The organism is Mycobacterium sp. 2YAF39 (assembly GCF_052114565.1).
In the GTDB taxonomy this organism is placed as follows: Bacteria; Actinomycetota; Actinomycetes; order Mycobacteriales; family Mycobacteriaceae; genus Mycobacterium.
Genome location: NZ_JBFREZ010000001.1, coordinates 639,815 through 657,479, shown reverse-complemented (window position 1 = coordinate 657,479; position 17,665 = coordinate 639,815). Strand labels below are relative to the sequence as shown.

The window sequence follows — 17,665 nt, the reverse complement described above, 5'->3', positions numbered from 1 at the left end:
TGTTCTAGCAGCCGTCAGTCCGTGCTAGTCCGTGCTAGTTCAGGGCGTCGCGGACGATCGGGCAGGTCATGCAGTGCCCGCCGCCGCGCCCGCGGCCGAGCTCGGCCCCCACGATCGTGATCACCTCGATGCCTGCCCTGCGCAGCAAGGTGTTGGTGTGGGTGTTCCGGTCGTAGGCGAACACCACTCCCGGCTCGACGGCGACCAGGTTGTTGCCGCTGTCCCACTGCTGGCGTTCCGAGTCGTATTTCGTGCCACCGGTTTCCACCACCCGCAGGGCGTCGAGTCCGAGCGCGTCGGCGACCACTTCGACGAACGGCTTGAACGCCTCCTCCACCTCGACGCCCGGATCGGCATCGCTGGGGTGCAGCACGAATGTCTGAATCGAATCGACGATGTCCGGATACAGCGTGACGACGTCGCGGTCGGCGAAGGTGAACACCGTGTCGAGGTGCATGGCCGCGCGCAATTTGGGCATTCCCGCGACGATGACCTTGCTGGCGGTGTTCTCGGCGAACAGCTTGGCGGCCACCTGAGTGATCGCCTGACGCGACGTCCGCTCGCTCATCCCGATGATGACGACACCGTTGCCCGGTACCAGGACGTCGCCGCCCTCGATGGTCGACATGCCCCACGACTGTTCCGGATCACCCCACCACACGGTCGATCCGACGAAGTCGGGGTGGAACTCGTAGATGGCCTTCATCAACAGTGTTTCGTCGTGCCGCGCCGGCCAGAACAGCGGATTGAGCGTCACGCCTTGATATATCCAGCATGTCGTGTCGCGCGTGTAGAGCGTATTCGGCAGGGGTGGCATCAGGTACTCGGTGACGCCGGTCGCCTCCCGGGCCAGCGCACGATATCCGGACTGGATATCCGAGGGCAGGTCGCGGGTCGACATGCCGCCGATGAGCAGCTCGGTCAACCGCCGTGTGGTCAACGAGTCCAGGAAGCCGCGCGTGTCGTCCACGAGGCCGAGACCGACTTCGTTCGGCACGATCTTGCGGTCCAGCAGCCAGGCCTTCGCCTCGGGGATGTCCATCGTCTCGGCGAGGAGTTCGTGCAGTTCGACCACCTCGATGTCGCGGTCGCGCATCTTGTCGATGAAGTCGAAGTGGTCACGTCGGGCGTTCTGCACCCACAGCACATCGTCGAACAGCAGATCGTCGCAATTGGTCGGGGTCAGCCGCTCGTGCGCCAGACCGGGCGAGCACACCAGCACCTTCCGTAGCTTGCCAACCTCGGAGTGAACGCCGTAGTTCTCCGACGGATTCGTCACTTCAGCTCCTCTCGCGCGGGCGCTAGATCTCGATCGCTCCAGTTGCCAAGGACACCACACCCGCGACGGCGCCGAGGAGGATCACCGCGAACAGCACCGCCTCGGCAGGCCGGAATACACGAAGACCACGCTCGCGCCGTGCCTTGTAGTAGAGCGCGGCGGCCGGGGCGTACAAGATGCAGGACAACAGGAGTTTGTCGACACCGGCGGCGTAGATCAGGAACAAGGTGTACACCGTCGCCAGGCCGGCGATCACCGTGTCGCCGACCAGCGACCTACCGTTGCCATACGTCTCGCGGGTGGCGGTCAGCTTCAGCGCGTACGCCGCTGCGAACAGATACGGAATCAGCGACAGTGCCGCGGTCAGATCGAGCATGAAATCCAGTGCGTCCGCCGCGAACAGCAATGCGATGAGGAGCAGCGAGATGAGCCCGGCGGCCATGACGAGCGCGGCGACGGGCGCACCGTGCCTGTTGGTGCGGGCAAGGAACCGCGGCATGTCCTCGGACTTGGCCGGAATGTAGAGAACCTCCGCGGACATCAAGGTCCAGGCCAGGTAGGCACCGAGCACCGACACGATCACGCCAACGCGGATGAAGATCGATCCCCAGTGCCCGACAATCGATTCCAGCACCGCGGCCATGGACGGCTGGCTGACTCCGGCGAGTTGGTCCTGGGGCATGACGCCGTAGGACACCATCGTGACGAGTGCGAAAACACTGAGCACGCTGAGGAATCCGATGACCGTGGCGCGGCCGACGTCCTCCCGCTTACGCGCCATCCTCGAATAGACACTGGCGCCTTCGATACCCAGGAAGACGAAGACGGTGATCAGCATCGTGCCCGTGGCCTGGTCCCAGATCGCCGACAACGAATAGCCGTCTGCGCCACCCCAGAAGTTGTCGGCGAAGACATCGGCCTTGAATGCGATCGCCGCGATCACGATGAACGTCAGGATCGGCACCACCTTGGCAATGGTGACGATGTAGTTGATGACCGCGGCATCCTTGACTCCGCGCATCACCAGAGCCGCGAACAGCCACACACCGATCGCCGAGACCACGACCGCGAGCACCGTGTCACCGGCGCCGAACCCGGGCACCACGGCGCTCATCGTCGCCGTGATCAGCACCCAGTACGACGTGTTTCCCGCGCAGGCCGACGCCCAGTACCCGATGGCTGAGTTGAAGCCGATGTAGTCTCCGAAACCCGCCTTGGCGTACGCGAAGATACCGGCGTCGAGGTCGGGCTTACGTGTCGCAAGTCGCTGAAACACGAACGCCAGCATCAGCATTCCGAAGCCGGCGACGATCCACGCGATGATCGCCCCGAGCACACCTGTCTCGGTCCCGAACCGTCGCGGCAGAAGAAAGACACCGGATCCGATCATCGAACCGACCACCATCGCGGTCAGCGTCGGAAGGCTGACCTTCTGGTCGTTCTGCTCGGTCTGGGGCTCCGTGGAGGTCATCTCCTAGAGGTCGGAAAGAATCTGCTGACGCTTGGCGGCGTACTCGTCGTCTGAGATCGCACCGGTGGCACGAAGCGTTTCCAGCTCCTGCAACCGTTGTGCCGTCGACGGTTCGGGTGCGGAGGGATACGGCGCGGAGGGATACTGCCCCGGCGGGGGTGGAGGCGCCTGCGGCGCGGCCGCGGGAGCCTGGGCGGCTGCGGCCCGTCGCACGACGGCCTGCACCTGTTGGCGGGCCGCCGGATTCGAGCGTAGGTCGATCATGCTGTTCATGCCGATGTTGTTGGCCTTGAGGATCTGCAGGATCTCCATCAGCGGCCCGACCTGTCCGCTGAGGTCGTAGGTCCTGTTGTCCTCGGCGATCGTGAAGGTTGCAGGCATTACGCCGCTGACCAAACCGCTTCGGTCCCAATCGATCTGATACTGCATGGTGGTCGGATCCACGAGGGCGACCAGTTTGCGGTTGGTGATCATCGGCAGGCGAGTGATGGACGCGAGCACCCGGTCCTGGCTGGCGAACGGGGCGATACCCGGTCCCGAGATCTGCAGATCGATCTTCACCAGAGGCTGCTCGTTGATGCGTGTTCCGGTCTCGTGAATGCCCACGACCTGCGCAAGCGCCAGCACGCCGGTCTGTTCCAGCGCCTGCGTCTTGGCGGCCGACCGCGCACCCATGCTGGTGATACCCAGGGCGATCAAAACATCGAGGACGGTGATGGCCAGACCCCCCCAGAACATCCACTTCATGATGGGTTGCGCCCCGGAGGTGAAATAGATGGCGAGGAAGATCGGCCCGACGATTCCGCACAACAGGACGAAGGCCTGAATCTTGACGTACCGCAAGAAAGTGGACATAACCCAAGCTCCTATGGAATGTGGTCGTCGCGCTCGCATGTCAGATTAGCGTCAAACCGGCGGTTGGGAGCCTTATCGTCGGGCGGTGGCCACCGCTGACGATTCGGGCGAATCTGTGAAGCCGCGGTGGGTCCTTGCGGCCGTCTCGATGGCGCTGTTCTGCGTGCAAGTCAATTACTTCGCCACGAATCTCACGCTTCCGCGGATGGCCACGGATGATCAATGTCTACATGCTCACGCTGGGCGCGCGCGGTGAGATCCGGCGTTCATCACGGTCGGAATCGGCTTGTTCGCGTAGACATTTGACCGAGCGCCGCAGTGTGGATCGCCCGCGCGCCTAGGGCGTCGGTGCGCTCGCGCTGAGCGGAACTACCGGCTGCGGAACGACCGGCTGTGCCTCCGGCGCCTGCGGTGCGGGGCCGAGCAGGAAGTACAGCGGCGACGTCCAGTCCGGGCCCGCGGTCGTCCCGTAGCTGGTGTGGATGGCCACGCCACGTGCGTAGGACACGGACGTCTCTTCGTCGTCGGGGTTGTAATCGCAGACGGCATCGCCGAGGTCGCAGACGCTGATCGTGCGGGCGCCGACGGCCGGCGGCATCGGACCGGGTGCATGCGCCAGGATCGGCCAGTCCTGCGCCGCCCCCTTACCGCGCTCCGGAATTCCGCTTGCCGTCCCCAGGTTCAGGGTCGGATCCGCCGGCAGGCGATCGCCGTCGGCAACCAGCAGCACCGCCGCCAGATTGGGGCTGGCCGCCAGTGCCTCCAGATTGCGGTGCACGACCATCGCCCCCTGCGAATAGCCGGCCAGCACCACCTTCGATGCCGGGCAGCGCTGGACAAACCCCTCGTATTGCTTGCCCAGCGCTGCGGATCCGGCGTCGACGCTTCCGATGAAGCCGAGCCACTCGCCAACGCCGCCGTCTTCGCCCGGCGCTTCGACAGCGGGATACTCGACTGCTTCGGCGGTCATGGTGCGGCCGTCCTTTGCCACCTCTGCGGACAGCTCCTGCAGGGACTGGTACACAACCCGGCCCATTCCGTCGTTCTGCGCCAACTCGGCGGGTGTGCGCTCGCCCGAGCCTGCGGCGCCGATCCAATGCACATCGGGACAGGAGGCGGGCTGCGCACTGGCGATGCCTACCGACAGCCCGACGAATGCGGCGACGGCGACGGCAGCGCTGGCAACCGTGGTGACGCGACGGAACATGAAAACCCCTTACATTTGCCCCGACCAGGGGATACGCGTTCTAAATCGCTCTGGTCGCGGCCGGTGTTACAGCTAACTGCGCTCAGTGTCGGCCGAAGTGATACACCTCACACCCTGCGGTAATGTCCGCGACGTGGCCACCATGAAGATCGCCCGCATTCCTGCGGCAAATGCGAAGTTCGAGATCACCGACGTCGACATCCCGGAACCGGGTCCGCGGCAGGTCCGCGTGAAGGTACACGCGTGCGGCGTCTGCCATTCCGACGTCCTGACCGTGATCGGCGCGATGGGCAATTCGTATCCGCGCGCGCCGGGCCACGAGGTCGCAGGCGTGGTCGACGCCGTCGGAGACGGCGTCACGTCATGGGCGGTCGGAGACCGCGTCGGGGTCGGCTGGTTCGGAGGTTGCGACTTCACCTGTGAGTCCTGTCGGCGAGGTGATTTCATCTCATGCGAGAACGGGGAGGTTCCCGGCATTGCCTACGACGGCGGCTACGCGGAGTACATGGTGGCGCCCGCCGAGGCCCTTGCCCGCATCCCCGACGACCTTGCCGACGTCGATGCGGCACCGCTGATGTGCGCGGGTATCACCACGTTCAACGCCCTGCGCGAATCCGTGGCCCGGCCGAGCGACCTTGTCGCGGTCCTCGGTGTCGGCGGCCTCGGGCACCTCGGCATCCAGTTCGCGGCGAAGATGGGTTTCGAGGTGGTCGCTATCGCTCGCGGTACGGACAAGGAGCCGTTGGCCAAAGAGCTTGGCGCACATCACTACATCGACTCCAAGGCCGTCGACGTCGCCAAGGAACTCAATAAGCTCGGCGGCGCGCAGGTCATCCTCGCCACCGTGACCGTGGCCGACGCGATGGCGGCGACGGTCGGCGGCCTCAAGGCGCGCGGTCAACTCGTCGTTGTCGGTGCGCCCGCCGATCCGCTGCAGGTGCCGGCGTCGGCGTTGATCTTCAAATCCACTGCGGTGCAAGGCCATGCGTCCGGTACGTCGCAGGATTCCGAGGACACACTGCGCTTTTCGGCAATCACCGGCGTGCAGCCGATGATCGAGACGATGCCGCTATCAGAAGCTCAGGCTGCTTTCGACAAGATGATGAGCGGCGATGCGCGGTTCCGTATGGTGCTGACGATGACCTAGGCCCAAACGAAAACGGCGCCCACCTGAAAAGGTGGGCGCCGCTTCGCGGTGTTTCTAGATCACTTGACGATCTTGGTGACCCGGCCTGCGCCGACGGTACGACCACCCTCGCGGATCGCGAACCGAAGGCCCTCGTCCATGGCGACGGGCTGGATCAGCTTGACGGAGATGTCGGTGTTGTCACCGGGCATCACCATCTCGGTGCCCTCCGGCAGCGTCACTACGCCGGTCACGTCCGTGGTGCGGAAGTAGAACTGCGGACGGTAGTTGTTGAAGAACGGCGTGTGCCTGCCACCCTCGTCCTTGGACAGGATGTAGACGCTGCCCTCGAAGTCGGTGTGCGGCGTGGTGGTGCCGGGCTTCACGACGACCTGGCCGCGCTCGACGTCCTCGCGCTTGATGCCGCGAAGCAGCAGACCGACGTTGTCGCCGGCCTGGCCCTGATCGAGCAGCTTGCGGAACATCTCGACACCGGTGACCGTGGTCTTCGTGGTCGTCGGCTTGATACCGACGATCTCGACTTCCTCGTTCACGTTGACGATGCCGCGCTCCACACGACCGGTGACCACGGTGCCGCGGCCGGTGATCGTGAAGACGTCCTCGACGGGCATCAGGAACGGCTTGTCGGTCTCACGGACCGGGTCCGGGATCGACTCGTCGACGGCGTCCATCAGATCCTCGACGGACTTGACCCACTCCGGGTCGCCCTCGAGTGCCTTGAGTGCCGACACCTTGATGACGGGAGCGTCCTCGTCGAACTCCTGGGCGCCCAGCAGCTCGCGGACCTCCATCTCGACGAGCTCGATGAGCTCCTCGTCGTCCACCATGTCGGCCTTGTTCAGGGCGACGAGGATGTAGGGCACACCCACCTGACGTGCGAGCAGTACGTGCTCACGCGTCTGCGGCATCGGGCCGTCTGTCGCGGCGACCACCAGGATCGCGCCGTCCATCTGGGCGGCACCGGTGATCATGTTCTTGATGTAGTCCGCGTGGCCAGGTGCGTCGACGTGCGCGTAGTGGCGCTTGTCGGTCTGGTACTCCACGTGGGAGATGTTGATCGTGATGCCGCGCTGACGCTCTTCAGGCGCATTGTCGATCTGGTCGAATGCGCGCGACTCGTTCAACTCGGGAAACTTGTCGTGCAGAACCTTGGTGATTGCTGCGGTCAGCGTGGTCTTGCCGTGGTCAACGTGACCAATGGTCCCGATGTTGACGTGCGGCTTCGTCCGCTCGAACTTCGCCTTCGCCACTTCTGTGTCCTCCTGGACTTGTTGGTGCTTTTGCTAAAGCAGTTTTGATCTTTGCAGTTGTGTGGTCCCGCGGAACCAACGGGTCAGGTTACTGACCCGTTGCCTTCGCGATGATCTCCTTCGACACGTTCGCAGGAACTTCGGCGTACGAATCGAAAACCATGGAGTAGTTCGCCCGGCCCTGGGTCTTCGACCGAAGGTCTCCGACGTAACCGAACATCTCCGACAACGGTACGTGCGCCTTGACGACGCGTGCACCGGACCGCTCCTCCATGGCCTGGATCTGACCACGGCGGGAGTTCAGGTCGCCGATCACATCACCCATGTACTCCTCGGGTGTGGTGACCTCGACGGCCATGACCGGTTCCAGGATGACCGGCTGCGCCTGTGCGGCAGCCTTTTTCAGCACCTGGGAACCGGCGACCTTGAATGCCATTTCCGACGAGTCGACCTCGTGGTAGGCACCGTCGAGCAGGGTGACCTTCAGGTTCACCAGCGGATAGCCGGCGAGCACGCCGTACTGCATGGCGTCCTGCGCACCCGCATCGACCGACGGGATGAACTCGCGGGGGATGCGGCCACCGGTGACCTTGTTCTCGAATTCGTAGGTGGCACCGTCCTCGCCGGTGAACGGCTCGATGGCGATGAGCACCTTCGCGAACTGGCCCGAGCCACCCGTCTGCTTCTTGTGGGTGAACTCGACCTTTTCGACCGCGCGCTTGATGGTCTCCTTGTAGGCCACCTGCGGCTTGCCGACATTGGCCTCGACCTTGAACTCGCGCTTCATCCGGTCCACGAGGATGTCGAGGTGAAGCTCGCCCATACCGCCGATGACGGTCTGGCCGGTCTCCTGGTCCAGGTGCACCTTGAAGGTCGGATCCTCCTCGGCCAGCTTCTGGATGGCCGTGCCGAGCTTTTCCTGGTCGCTCTTGGTCTTGGGCTCGATCGCCACCTCGATCACCGGATCGGGGAAGGTCATCGACTCCAGCACGACCTGCTGGTTCGGATCGCTCAGCGTGTCGCCGGTGGTGGTGTCCTTGAGGCCGATGACGGCGTAGATGTGCCCCGCGGAGGCCCGCTCGACCGGGTTCTCCTTGTTGGAGTGCATCTGGAACAGCTTGCCCAGCCGCTCCTTCTTGCCCTTGGTCGCGTTGATGACCTGGCTGCCGGACTCGACAGTGCCGGAGTAGACGCGGACGTAGGTCAGCTTGCCGAAGAACGGGTGCGTGGCGACCTTGAACGCAAGGCCCGAGAACGGCTCTTCGGTCGACGGCTTGCGCGTGACCTCCTCGTCCTCCTTGCCCGGGGGGTGTCCCACGGCCGCAGGCACGTCCAGCGGCGACGGCAGGTAGTCGATCACCGCGTCGAGCATGGGCTGAACACCCTTGTTCTTGAACGCGCTGCCGCACAGCACCAGGTAGGCCTCGGAGTTGATGGTCAGCTTGCGCAGCGCGCCCTTGATCTCCTCGACCGACAACTGCTCGCCACCGAAGTATTTCTCGAGCAGCGATTCGTCGGTCTCGGCGACCGCCTCGAGCAGCTTGGTGCGGTACTCGTCGGCCTTCTCGGCGTATTCGGCCGGAATGTCGATGGTTTCGTAGGTTTCACCGAGCTTGGTCTCGCCGCGCCATACCTTGGCGTTCATCTCGACCAGGTCGATGATGCCCTCGAAGTCGCCCTCGGAGCCGACCGGCAGCTGGATCGGGATGACGTTGGCGCCGAGGCGATCCTCCATCGTCTTCACCGAGAAGTAGAAGTCCGCGCCGATCTTGTCCATCTTGTTGACGAAGCAGATGCGGGGGACGTCGTACTTGTCGGCCTGACGCCAGACCTGCTCGGACTGCGGCTCGACACCTTCCTTGCCGTCGAAGACGGCGACGGCACCGTCGAGCACGCGCAGGCTTCGCTCCACCTCGACGGTGAAGTCGACGTGTCCCGGGGTGTCGATGATGTTGATCTGGTTGTCGTTCCAGAAGCAGGTGGTGGCCGCGGAGGTGATGGTGATCCCGCGCTCCTGCTCCTGCTCCATCCAGTCCATGGTGGCGGCGCCGTCGTGCACCTCACCGATCTTGTAGCTGATACCGGTGTAGTAGAGGATGCGCTCGGTCGTCGTCGTCTTACCGGCGTCGATGTGCGCCATGATGCCGATGTTGCGCACCTTGGTCAGGTCGGTCAGCACGTCCTTCTGTGCCACAGAAGTCTTCTCTCTCGCTTGGTAGTTGTTCAGCCTTGACTCGCCGGCACCCCGACAGCTCTGCCGCGGGTGGCTAAGTCACCAGCGGTAGTGCGCGAAGGCTCGGTTCGCTTCGGCCATCTTGTGTACGTCTTCGCGTCGCTTCACTGCGGCGCCCAGACCATTGCTGGCGTCGAGAAGTTCGTTCGCCAGGCGCTCAACCATGGTCTTTTCGCGGCGCTGCTTGGAGAAGCTGACCAGCCAACGCAGGGCGAGCGTGGTCGAGCGCTCCGGACGCACCTCGACGGGCACCTGATAGGTGGCGCCACCGACGCGGCGGCTGCGAACCTCCAGCGCGGGCTTGACGTTGTCCATAGCGCGCTTGAGTGTGACCACGGGGTCGGTGCCGGTCTTTTCGCGGGCCTGTTCGAGCGCACCATAAACAATGCGTTCGGCCAGGGATTTCTTCCCGTCGAGCAAGACCTTGTTCACCAGCTGGGTGACCAGCTGCGATCCGTAGACCGGATCGTTGACGAGCGGGCGCTTAGGCGCGGGTCCCTTGCGCGGCATCAGCTCTTCTCCTTCTTGGCGCCGTACTTGCTGCGCGCCTGCTTCCGCGCCTTGACACCCTGGGTGTCGAGCGAGCCGCGGATGATCTTGTAGCGCACACCCGGCAGGTCCTTCACACGACCGCCACGCACGAGCACCATCGAGTGCTCCTGGAGGTTATGGCCTTCACCGGGGATGTAAGCGGTGACCTCAACCGCGCTCGTCAGCTTGACGCGCGCCACCTTCCGAAGTGCCGAGTTCGGCTTCTTCGGGGTGGTGGTGTACACGCGAGTGCACACACCGCGGCGCTGCGGGCTGCCCTTGAGGGCCGCCGTCTTGACCTTGGCGATCTTGTCGCGGCGACCCTTGCGGACCAGCTGCTGAATGGTTGGCATCTACCGTCTCTCTGTGTTGCTCGTTGTTCTCTAGGTCGTGCTGAAAGTCTCTGTACTGCTGTTATGTCCCGCTCGCGTACCCCGCGATCGGGTGTGTCGCACGCGCACGCCGCGAAGATATTCTCTAGGCTTCGTGGACACGCGAATTGGCCGGCGTGCAGGCATGCTTGCTGACCTTTCCTGAGGTCCGGTCCGCAATGCGCCTTATCTGCCAGGCACGATCGTCCACAATACCAGGGTGGCGCGCGCCGACCAAACCCGTCGCTGATCGGCTAACCGCAGGTCAAAGCGCCTACCGCCCCCACTCTTCGCGCAAGCGCTCATCTCAGCCCACACTCTTCGCGCAAGCGCTCATCTCAGCCCACACTCTTCGCGCAAGCGCTCATCTCAGCCACACTCTTCGCGCAAGCGCTCATCTCAGCCCACACTCTTCGCGCAAGCGCTCATCGTCGTTCCATTCCTGCCGCCAGCCGCAGCATCATGTCGGTGAATACCGCATCGGTGTCGATCCCGTGCATCGCGCCGGTCATCTCGAGCAACACGAATCCATGCATCGCCGACCAGAACTCCAGCGCCGCATAGAACGCGTTATCGCCCAGCAGTCCATAGGACGCCAAGACCTCGATCACCGGCGCCGCCGTCGCTCGGGTGGCCTCGGTGAATTCGGGGTCGTCGCCACCGAGCGGCATCCGGGTGAACGCCGAGTAGCGGCCTGGATGGTGGTGGGCGTAGCTGCGATAGGCGGCGGCCATCGCCATCACCGCGTCGTCCCGGGTACGACCCTGCGCGACGGTATTGAGCATGTCGATGATGTCGCCGACCACCCGCATCCGCACGGTGCGCCGCAGGTCCTCGAGGCTGTGCACGTGGTTGTACAGCGACGGGCCCTTGGTGCCCAGCTGGGTCGCCAGCGCGTTGATCGTGAGCGCGTCCCAGCCCTCGCGGTCCAGGAATGTCAGCGCCGCGTTGACGATCGCATCGCGGCTCAGCCTCGCCGGGCGCCGGCCCGAAGTACTCGACGGCTGAGCTGCCATGAACGCGTCGCCCCCTCTCCGGGTTTCGCCGTAGACCGCAGAAACCGGTGAGGCAAAACTAACACCTCTAGTTTTTCCAGCTCAGACTCTGTCCGGTGAAGTCAGTTGACGCGCTCTTGGCTGAGTTCGGCGAGTTGTTCGGTGATCCCACACAGATCGGACAGGGTCGCGGGGTTCAGCGTCTGGATCGACCAGGTGATGACGTCACCGCCCTTGGCGACGTAAATACTGCAGGCATTGCCGTCGTAGGCCTTGAAGCCCTTGTTGCCGTCGAGCGACAGTTCCGTGATCGTGCGCCCCGCACTCTGTTCCAGCGACCGCTCGGTGTCCATATCGCTGCCGCGGTACCACCACGTCGAGATGCCCATCCCGGCGCCGACCGTCCCGAACATGGAGTCCTCCTGCCAGAAGCACCCGGCGTCGCTGACCACGGCCTTGGTGAACTTCGCCTTCCCGGCGGCCGCGGAGATGTCGGCGTCGGTGATGCCGTTGCAGTCACCACTGCGGAAGCCGGTGGCCTGGGCGGCCACAGGTGCGGTCGACGGCGCCGGGGCCTGCTTCGAGGAGTCGCAGCCGACGAGAAAGGCCGACGTCGCGGCCGCCATCGCGAACCACGAAGCACCCTTTCGCGCGCCCGACATCACAAGTCCGATCGCAGGGTGGCCGAGAGCAATTCCTCGGCGTCCCGGCACGGGTCGGCGCCGCCGCCGGTCTGCCCGCGGAACTGCACCCACCAGCTCAGCACTCCGGGGCCGGCCGCCGCCGTGGCCGAGCACGCCGCGCCGGTCGTGTCACGCCGGGCCAGAAACGCCTCGTGCCGTTCGACGTCCGTGCCGGTGATCGTCGCGCCCCGTTCGGTGGCCAGGGTCTTCTCACGGTCCAGGCTCCCGGACTCGAACCAGGAGAACGTCACGTCGATGGTCTTGCCGCCCCGCGTCAGCACGTATTGGCAGACGGCACCGCTGTAGGGCCGAACCACATCCTCTGCGGCAAGCGTCTCCTGGACAGAGGAGTCGAGCAGAAGTCCGCAACGGTCATCGACATAGCCGTAGCTGCGGTCGGGATCGGGTACGACCGGATGCGGCCGTCGCGCGGTACCGCTGACGGTCGAAGAACATCCTGCAACGATCGCCGCCGCCGTGACCGCCGCGACAACAAGCTGATTGACACGCCAACGCATCGCACGTGACACGCTACCCAGCACCGACGTGAATAGCGACTTGGACGAACACCGCCATCACCTGCGCGCAACGACGTAATCTCTCCCCATGATGTGGACTGTGATCGGCCGGTCTTTGGCGGCATGCGCGGTTTCGCTACCGGTCGCATTGACGCTCGGAGCGCCAGCCGCCGATGCGGATCCGTTCGTCTGCAACCCGTATTTGCGCCAATGCGCCGACAACGCTGTCGTCGGACAAGATCCGGGACAGGACACCCACATTCAAGGGATCGGACTCGTTCGGACCATCGACTGCAACAACTCCACACTGCTGGTCAACGGCTCGGGTAACCAGGTCACTGCCCTGGGAACCTGCTACGGCGTGACTCTGCAGGGCAGTGGGAACTTCGTCGTCGCCGACAACGTCACCAATGACGTGACGGTGTACGGCTGGGACCAGACCGTTCTCTACAAGAACGGCGCACCGTACGTCTGGGACCGCGGCCGTGAACTGGGCATGACGAACAACATCAGCAGGCTCGCCGGATGAGGCGCGCCTACGCCCTCGCCGTCACCGTGGCGGCGGCAGCCCTGATGCTCGCCGGCTGCGGCTCGGAGAGCTCCGACACCAAGACACCCACCGCGACCGCGGGCTCCTCCGGTGCGCAGGTCGAGGTCGGTAACACCATCAACTACGGGTCGTTCGGTACCACCGCCGACATCGATTGCGCCGACGGAAAGTCGCTCAACATCGGCGGGTCGAACAACACCCTCACCGTCAAGGGCACATGCGCCAACGTGAACATCGGCGGCGCCGACAACAAAGTCACCTTCGACCGCATCGACAAAGAGATCAGCGTCGTCGGCCTGAACAACACCGTGACTTACAAAGACGGCGACCCGAAGATCAACGACACCGGTTCGAACAACAAGATCTCCAAGGGCTAGCTCGACTACTCGCTCGCGCCGTGCCTGCCCGCTCCCGAAGCGAACCGCGCTGCGCCCTCGAGTGATTCGGCGGCCACCCGCGACATACTGCCGAACTCGAAGTCCATCGCCTCGGCTTCTCCCATCCCCCACTGGTTGAGCATCGACAGGCGGTCCGCGCGCATACATTGCTGAGGCAATGCGGCGAGTTCGGCCGCGAGTTCCTCGGCCCGTTGGCGCGCTTCACCTTTGGGCACGACCCGATTTGCCAGTCCGATCGCCAACGCCTCGGCGGCGTCGACGGCGCGGCCGGTGAGGATCAGGTCCATCGCCCGGCTGTGCCCGATCAGCCGCGGCAGCCGGACGGTGCCACCGTCGATGAGTGGAACCCCCCAGCGCCGGCAGAACACGCCCATGACGGCGTCCTCCTCGACCACTCTCATATCGCACCACAGCGCCAACTCGAGACCACCCGCGACGGCGTAGCCACTGACGGCGCCGACCACCGGCTTGGACAACACCATCCGGCTCGGTCCCATCGGCCCGGGGCCGCTGCGGTGTACCGGATTGGCGTCCGGAGTGCCGAACGCCTTGAGATCGGCTCCTGCACAGAAGGTTCCGTTGTCGCCCCAGAGCACGGCGACGGCGGCCGAGTCGTCCTTGTCGAACTCGTCGAACGCGGCGTACAGACCTGCGGCCGCCGGTCCGTTGACGGCGTTGCGCGCCTCGGGCCGGTTCATGATCACCGTCGTCACCGGACCGTTCTTCTCGACCCGCACGCCACCGAACTCCCCGGTCGTCCCCTGCCCTTCGGGCGTGGGCCCATCGCTATCCCCTGGCCCTTGGCCGTGGCCCCAGCCCGCCGGACCGCTCATGTCGCCTCCATCAGTCTCTCGCTGTCCCGCCGCGAAATCAGTTCCGTGGCGAAGGTGTTGTACGTCTCGCGCAGTGCTGGGCCGGGCCAGTCGCCCGGTAGAAGTTCGGCGGGGAGCACCGGGTCGGTGCGCAGGTGACGAACCATCGCGGCGGCGATGACGAACTGACCGGGTACATCAGCGGCAGAGTTCATGTCGTCGAGCAGCTGATTCCCGACGCGTACCCAACCTGCGAGGTCCCATAGCCGGGCGGCGAGATCCGCGGGGTCGTCGTCGCGGGTGTGCAGCTCCCGCCCCCGTTGCAGAACCTCGTCGGGCAACACCGTGTCGAGGTTGTCGGGACGAAGCCACACGCCTTCGCGGAGTTCACCGAACCTGTTGTCCTGCAGTGTGGTCCGCAGGGTGGCACGGGTGCGGGCGTCGGTGCCGATGCTGGTGATCACCAGCGTCCTCCACTCGCCGTCCCACGTATGCAGCCGGGGGTTGATCGCGTCGTCCTGACGCCGCTGCCTGGCCAGCAGCCGGTCGGACAGCCGATAGCCGTCCTCCGACCGCACCAGGTCCCCCGCGCTCACCATCCTGGTCAACGCCACCCGCACCGTCGGCTCTTTGATGTCGAAATCGGTAGTGAGCCTGATGAGTTCACTCGCGGTGGCCCATGCCGGGTGCGCCCCGAGAAGCACGCTCAGCACCACCGAGCGAGCCGTCATCCGCGAGAGCGCAGTTGGCATTCCTCAGACCCCGGACGCCTTCCGGCCATGGTCGCCGAACGGCTCGTCACGCTGGCGGACCGCATCCCGGAAACCGTGCTCGCGGGACTGCGCGACGAACGCATGCCCCTCCGGAGTGTGGCGGGCGACGCCGTCGAAGACGGTCGAGATCATCGCACTGTTGGACACCCCCTGGTTGAGCAGCGCAGAGTTCATGGCGAGCTTCACCATGATCAGCTGGTTGATCGGGACGGCGGCGATGCGCTCGACCAGTCGCTCGGTGCGTTCGTCGAGGTCCTCGGGTTCGGGCGCCTCAATAGCGAGCCCCCACTCGGCGGCCTGCGCTCCGGTGATCGAATCCCCGGTCAGCAGAAGGCGTTTGGCGCGTTGATCGCCGATCCGGTGTGCCCACATCCCTGCTGCGGGGACACCCCAGACCCGAGTGGGCGGATAGCCGATCTTGGCGTCGGCCGCCGCGATCACCTGATCGGCGTGCAGCGCGATGTCGGTGCCGCCCGCCACACAGTAACCGTGGATCTTGACCACCGTCGGCTTGTCCGCATGCAGGAGACTCGAGAAGCCCCTGACGAAGCGGCTCATCATCTGGTAGTCGATCATCGGATCCCACGGCTGATCGGGCAGATGGTTGATCGCCTGCGTCTTACCCGACAGCACGGTGTCCTTGTACGGGCTACCGCCGCCTGCCGACGAGGATCCCTCGGCGTAGGCGGACAGGTCGAAGCCCGCGCAAAACCCTTCGCCGCGGCCGGAAACGAGGATCACGTGCACATTGGGGTCGAGGTCCGCACGCTCGACGAGCGCCGACAACTCCAGTGGCGTGTCGGCGACGATCGCGTTGCCCTTTTCGGGGCGGTTGAAGGTGATGCGCGCAACCCGGTCGGTGACCTCGTAGGTCATCGTCTTCAGGTTGTCGAAATCCACAGGTCTGATCGCGTGCGTCATCCCTTTACCAAAGCACGTTCCAGGATCGGCGCCAGATCCAGTCCGGTGGGCATCGTTCCGAATGCGCCGCCCCATGAACCGCCCAGCCGTGTCGCGAGGAACGCCTCGGCGACGGCGGGGTGGCCGTGGCGCACCAGCAGCGAACCCTGCAGTGCCAGGCTGATGTCCTCGGCGACCTTGCGGGCCCGGTACTGGATGGTCTCGAGGTCGCCAAGCGCCGGCCGCAGCCCGTCGACGTGGGCGTCCAGGCGGGGATCCTGGCCAGCGGTTCGAGACAGTTCGTCGAACAGCACGTCGACGCACTCCGGGCGGGTTGCCATGGCGCGCAACGTGTCCAGCGCGCTGACGTTTCCGGAGCCTTCCCAGATGCCCATCAACGGTGCTTCGCGGTAAATCCTGGGCATACCGGATTCCTCGACGTAGCCGTTACCGCCCAGGCATTCCATCGCCTCTCCGGCGTGCGGGGTGGCGCGCTTACAAACCCAGTACTTGCCCGCAGCAAGGCCGATGCGGCGCAACATCGCCTCGCGCTCGTCGCCGCGCACCACGGCATCGGTGGCGCCGGCCATGCGCATCGCCAGGATGGTCGCCGCCTCGGCCTCGACCGCGAGATCGGCCAGCACGTTGCGCATCAGCGGCTGATCAATCAGATACTCGCCGAACGCCTTTCGATGCTGTGCATGGTGGATCGCGCGGGCCAGACCGCTGCGCATACTGGTCGCGCTGCCCAGCGTGCAGTCCAGCCGGGTCAGGTTGACCATCTCGATGATCGTCGGGACTCCGCGGCCTTCCTCACCGACAAGCCACGCGGTGGCGCCGTCGTACTCCACCTCGCTGGAGGCGTTGGCGTGGTTGCCGAGCTTGTCCTTGAGACGCTGGAGGAACATTCGGTTGCGGCTGCCGTCGGGCAGGATCCGCGGCAGGAAGAAGCAGGACAGACCGCCGGGCGCCTGTGCCAGAACCAGGAAGATGTCGCACATCGGCGCCGACGTGAACCATTTGTGGCCGGTCAGGCTGTAGCTTCCGTCGGCGTTCGGCGTCGCCGCCGTGGTGCCCGCACGCACATCGGACCCGCCCTGCTTCTCGGTCATCGACATGCCCGCGGTGATGCCCACCTTGGTGGCGGGCACCTTCAGTTCGGGGTCGTACTGGCGACTCGTCAGCAGCGGCTCGTAGACCGTGGCGAGTTCGGCGTTGGCGCGCAGCGCCGGGACGACGGCGTAGGTCATCGAGATCGGGCACACGTGGCCGGGCTCGGGCGTCCAGACCGACATCTTGGCGGCGCGCACGACGTGGGCTCCTGGCCGGTCATCGGCCCACGGCGCGGCATGCAGACCGTGACCGATCGCCGTCGTCATCAGCTCGTGGTAGGCGGGGTCGTACTCGACCTCGTCGACGCGGTGACCGTAGCGGTCGTGGGTGTGCAGGATCGGCTGGTTGCGGTCGGCGAGTTCACCCCAGCGCTGCGCCTGCCTTGAGCCCGAGATCGCACCGAGGTCGGTGACCTCGTCGACGCCCCATTCGCCGCCCTCGCGAATCAGCGCCTCGGTGAGCACCGGGGAGGTGGCCGGGTTGAAGTCCTCCAGCAGCGGAACCTGATTGGTGACGACGTGCGTGTCTGACATGCCGCCGATATTACACTTTCTCAACAGCCGCACGCCAGATGTAATG

Annotated in this window: 18 protein-coding genes; 3 read left to right on the top strand and 15 right to left on the bottom strand. The window is 65.1% G+C overall.

Annotated elements, in window-relative coordinates:
• Nucleotides 1-34 precede the first annotated feature (34 nt).
• The 4 genes from arcA to AB4Z42_RS03250 all read right to left on the bottom strand — a co-directional run bounded on the left by arcA (nt 35) and on the right by AB4Z42_RS03250 (nt 4,812).
• On the bottom strand, nt 35-1,279 hold the full coding sequence (gene arcA, locus AB4Z42_RS03265; protein WP_442007664.1) for an arginine deiminase: 1,245 nt from the start codon (nt 1,277-1,279) through the stop codon (nt 35-37).
• A 22-nt stretch (nt 1,280-1,301) separates the two neighbouring features.
• Entirely contained in the window at nt 1,302-2,750 is a 1,449-nt protein-coding gene (locus AB4Z42_RS03260) for a basic amino acid/polyamine antiporter (RefSeq protein ID WP_442007663.1), read from the bottom strand.
• A gap of 3 nt (nt 2,751-2,753) precedes the next feature.
• Nucleotides 2,754-3,605, bottom strand: a complete 852-nt coding sequence (locus AB4Z42_RS03255; RefSeq protein WP_442007662.1) for an SHOCT domain-containing protein — start codon at nt 3,603-3,605, stop codon at nt 2,754-2,756.
• 337 nt (nt 3,606-3,942) lie between these two features.
• A complete protein-coding gene (locus AB4Z42_RS03250) occupies nt 3,943-4,812 on the bottom strand; it encodes a cutinase family protein (protein WP_442007661.1) in 870 nt (289 codons plus the stop codon).
• 142 nt (nt 4,813-4,954) lie between these two features.
• Between AB4Z42_RS03250 and AB4Z42_RS03245 the strand changes: the two genes are divergently transcribed.
• Complete coding sequence (locus AB4Z42_RS03245; protein ID WP_442008104.1) at nt 4,955-5,959, top strand: alcohol dehydrogenase; 1,005 nt, start codon at nt 4,955-4,957, stop codon at nt 5,957-5,959.
• Nucleotides 5,960-6,018: 59 nt separating this feature from the next.
• Here the strand turns inward: AB4Z42_RS03245 and tuf are convergent, their stop codons facing one another.
• The 7 genes from tuf to AB4Z42_RS03210 form a co-directional block, all read right to left on the bottom strand.
• On the bottom strand, nt 6,019-7,209 hold the full coding sequence (tuf, locus tag AB4Z42_RS03240) for an elongation factor Tu (RefSeq protein ID WP_442007660.1): 1,191 nt from the start codon (nt 7,207-7,209) through the stop codon (nt 6,019-6,021).
• 88 nt (nt 7,210-7,297) lie between these two features.
• Nucleotides 7,298-9,403: an elongation factor G gene (gene fusA, locus AB4Z42_RS03235; RefSeq protein ID WP_442007659.1), complete on the bottom strand. Its 2,106-nt coding sequence runs from the start codon at nt 9,401-9,403 to the stop codon at nt 7,298-7,300.
• Between the two features lie 78 nt (nt 9,404-9,481).
• Complete coding sequence (gene rpsG / locus AB4Z42_RS03230; protein ID WP_099037227.1) at nt 9,482-9,952, bottom strand: 30S ribosomal protein S7; 471 nt, start codon at nt 9,950-9,952, stop codon at nt 9,482-9,484.
• Nucleotides 9,952-10,326 carry a 30S ribosomal protein S12 gene (gene rpsL, locus AB4Z42_RS03225; RefSeq protein WP_353324097.1) on the bottom strand — a complete coding sequence of 125 codons (375 nt, stop codon included), beginning with the start codon at nt 10,324-10,326 and terminating at the stop codon, nt 9,952-9,954. Before rpsL ends, rpsG begins: the two co-directional genes overlap by 1 nt.
• 443 nt (nt 10,327-10,769) lie before the next feature.
• Nucleotides 10,770-11,360 carry a TetR/AcrR family transcriptional regulator gene (locus tag AB4Z42_RS03220; RefSeq protein ID WP_442007658.1) on the bottom strand — a complete coding sequence of 197 codons (591 nt, stop codon included), beginning with the start codon at nt 11,358-11,360 and terminating at the stop codon, nt 10,770-10,772.
• A gap of 101 nt (nt 11,361-11,461) precedes the next feature.
• The gene (locus AB4Z42_RS03215) at nt 11,462-12,001 is read right to left on the bottom strand and encodes a DUF3558 domain-containing protein (protein WP_442007657.1); all 540 of its coding nucleotides are present in this window, start codon (nt 11,999-12,001) and stop codon (nt 11,462-11,464) included.
• Nucleotides 12,001-12,540: a DUF3558 domain-containing protein gene (locus AB4Z42_RS03210; protein ID WP_442007656.1), complete on the bottom strand. Its 540-nt coding sequence runs from the start codon at nt 12,538-12,540 to the stop codon at nt 12,001-12,003. The genes AB4Z42_RS03215 and AB4Z42_RS03210 overlap by 1 nt, the downstream gene beginning before the upstream one ends.
• An 88-nt stretch (nt 12,541-12,628) precedes the next feature.
• On the opposite strand from AB4Z42_RS03210, the gene AB4Z42_RS03205 reads away from it, so the two are divergent.
• Together AB4Z42_RS03205 and AB4Z42_RS03200 are read left to right on the top strand one after the other, a co-directional pair.
• A complete protein-coding gene (locus tag AB4Z42_RS03205) occupies nt 12,629-13,069 on the top strand; it encodes a DUF3060 domain-containing protein (RefSeq protein ID WP_442007655.1) in 441 nt (146 codons plus the stop codon).
• Nucleotides 13,066-13,467: a DUF3060 domain-containing protein gene (locus AB4Z42_RS03200; protein WP_442007654.1), complete on the top strand. Its 402-nt coding sequence runs from the start codon at nt 13,066-13,068 to the stop codon at nt 13,465-13,467. The genes AB4Z42_RS03205 and AB4Z42_RS03200 overlap by 4 nt, the downstream gene beginning before the upstream one ends.
• A 5-nt stretch (nt 13,468-13,472) precedes the next feature.
• Here AB4Z42_RS03200 and AB4Z42_RS03195 read toward each other — a convergent pair whose 3' ends face one another.
• From AB4Z42_RS03195 to AB4Z42_RS03180, 4 genes are all read right to left on the bottom strand, one after another.
• The gene (locus tag AB4Z42_RS03195) at nt 13,473-14,186 is read right to left on the bottom strand and encodes a crotonase/enoyl-CoA hydratase family protein (RefSeq protein ID WP_442008103.1); all 714 of its coding nucleotides are present in this window, start codon (nt 14,184-14,186) and stop codon (nt 13,473-13,475) included.
• A 131-nt stretch (nt 14,187-14,317) separates the two neighbouring features.
• The gene (locus tag AB4Z42_RS03190; protein WP_442007653.1) at nt 14,318-15,052 is read right to left on the bottom strand and encodes a PaaX family transcriptional regulator C-terminal domain-containing protein; all 735 of its coding nucleotides are present in this window, start codon (nt 15,050-15,052) and stop codon (nt 14,318-14,320) included.
• Nucleotides 15,053-15,055: 3 nt separating this feature from the next.
• Nucleotides 15,056-15,994, bottom strand: a complete 939-nt coding sequence (locus tag AB4Z42_RS03185) for a crotonase/enoyl-CoA hydratase family protein (RefSeq protein ID WP_442007652.1) — start codon at nt 15,992-15,994, stop codon at nt 15,056-15,058.
• Nucleotides 15,991-17,619 carry an acyl-CoA dehydrogenase family protein gene (locus tag AB4Z42_RS03180; RefSeq protein WP_442007651.1) on the bottom strand — a complete coding sequence of 543 codons (1,629 nt, stop codon included), beginning with the start codon at nt 17,617-17,619 and terminating at the stop codon, nt 15,991-15,993. Before AB4Z42_RS03180 ends, AB4Z42_RS03185 begins: the two co-directional genes overlap by 4 nt.
• Nucleotides 17,620-17,665 lie beyond the last annotated feature (46 nt).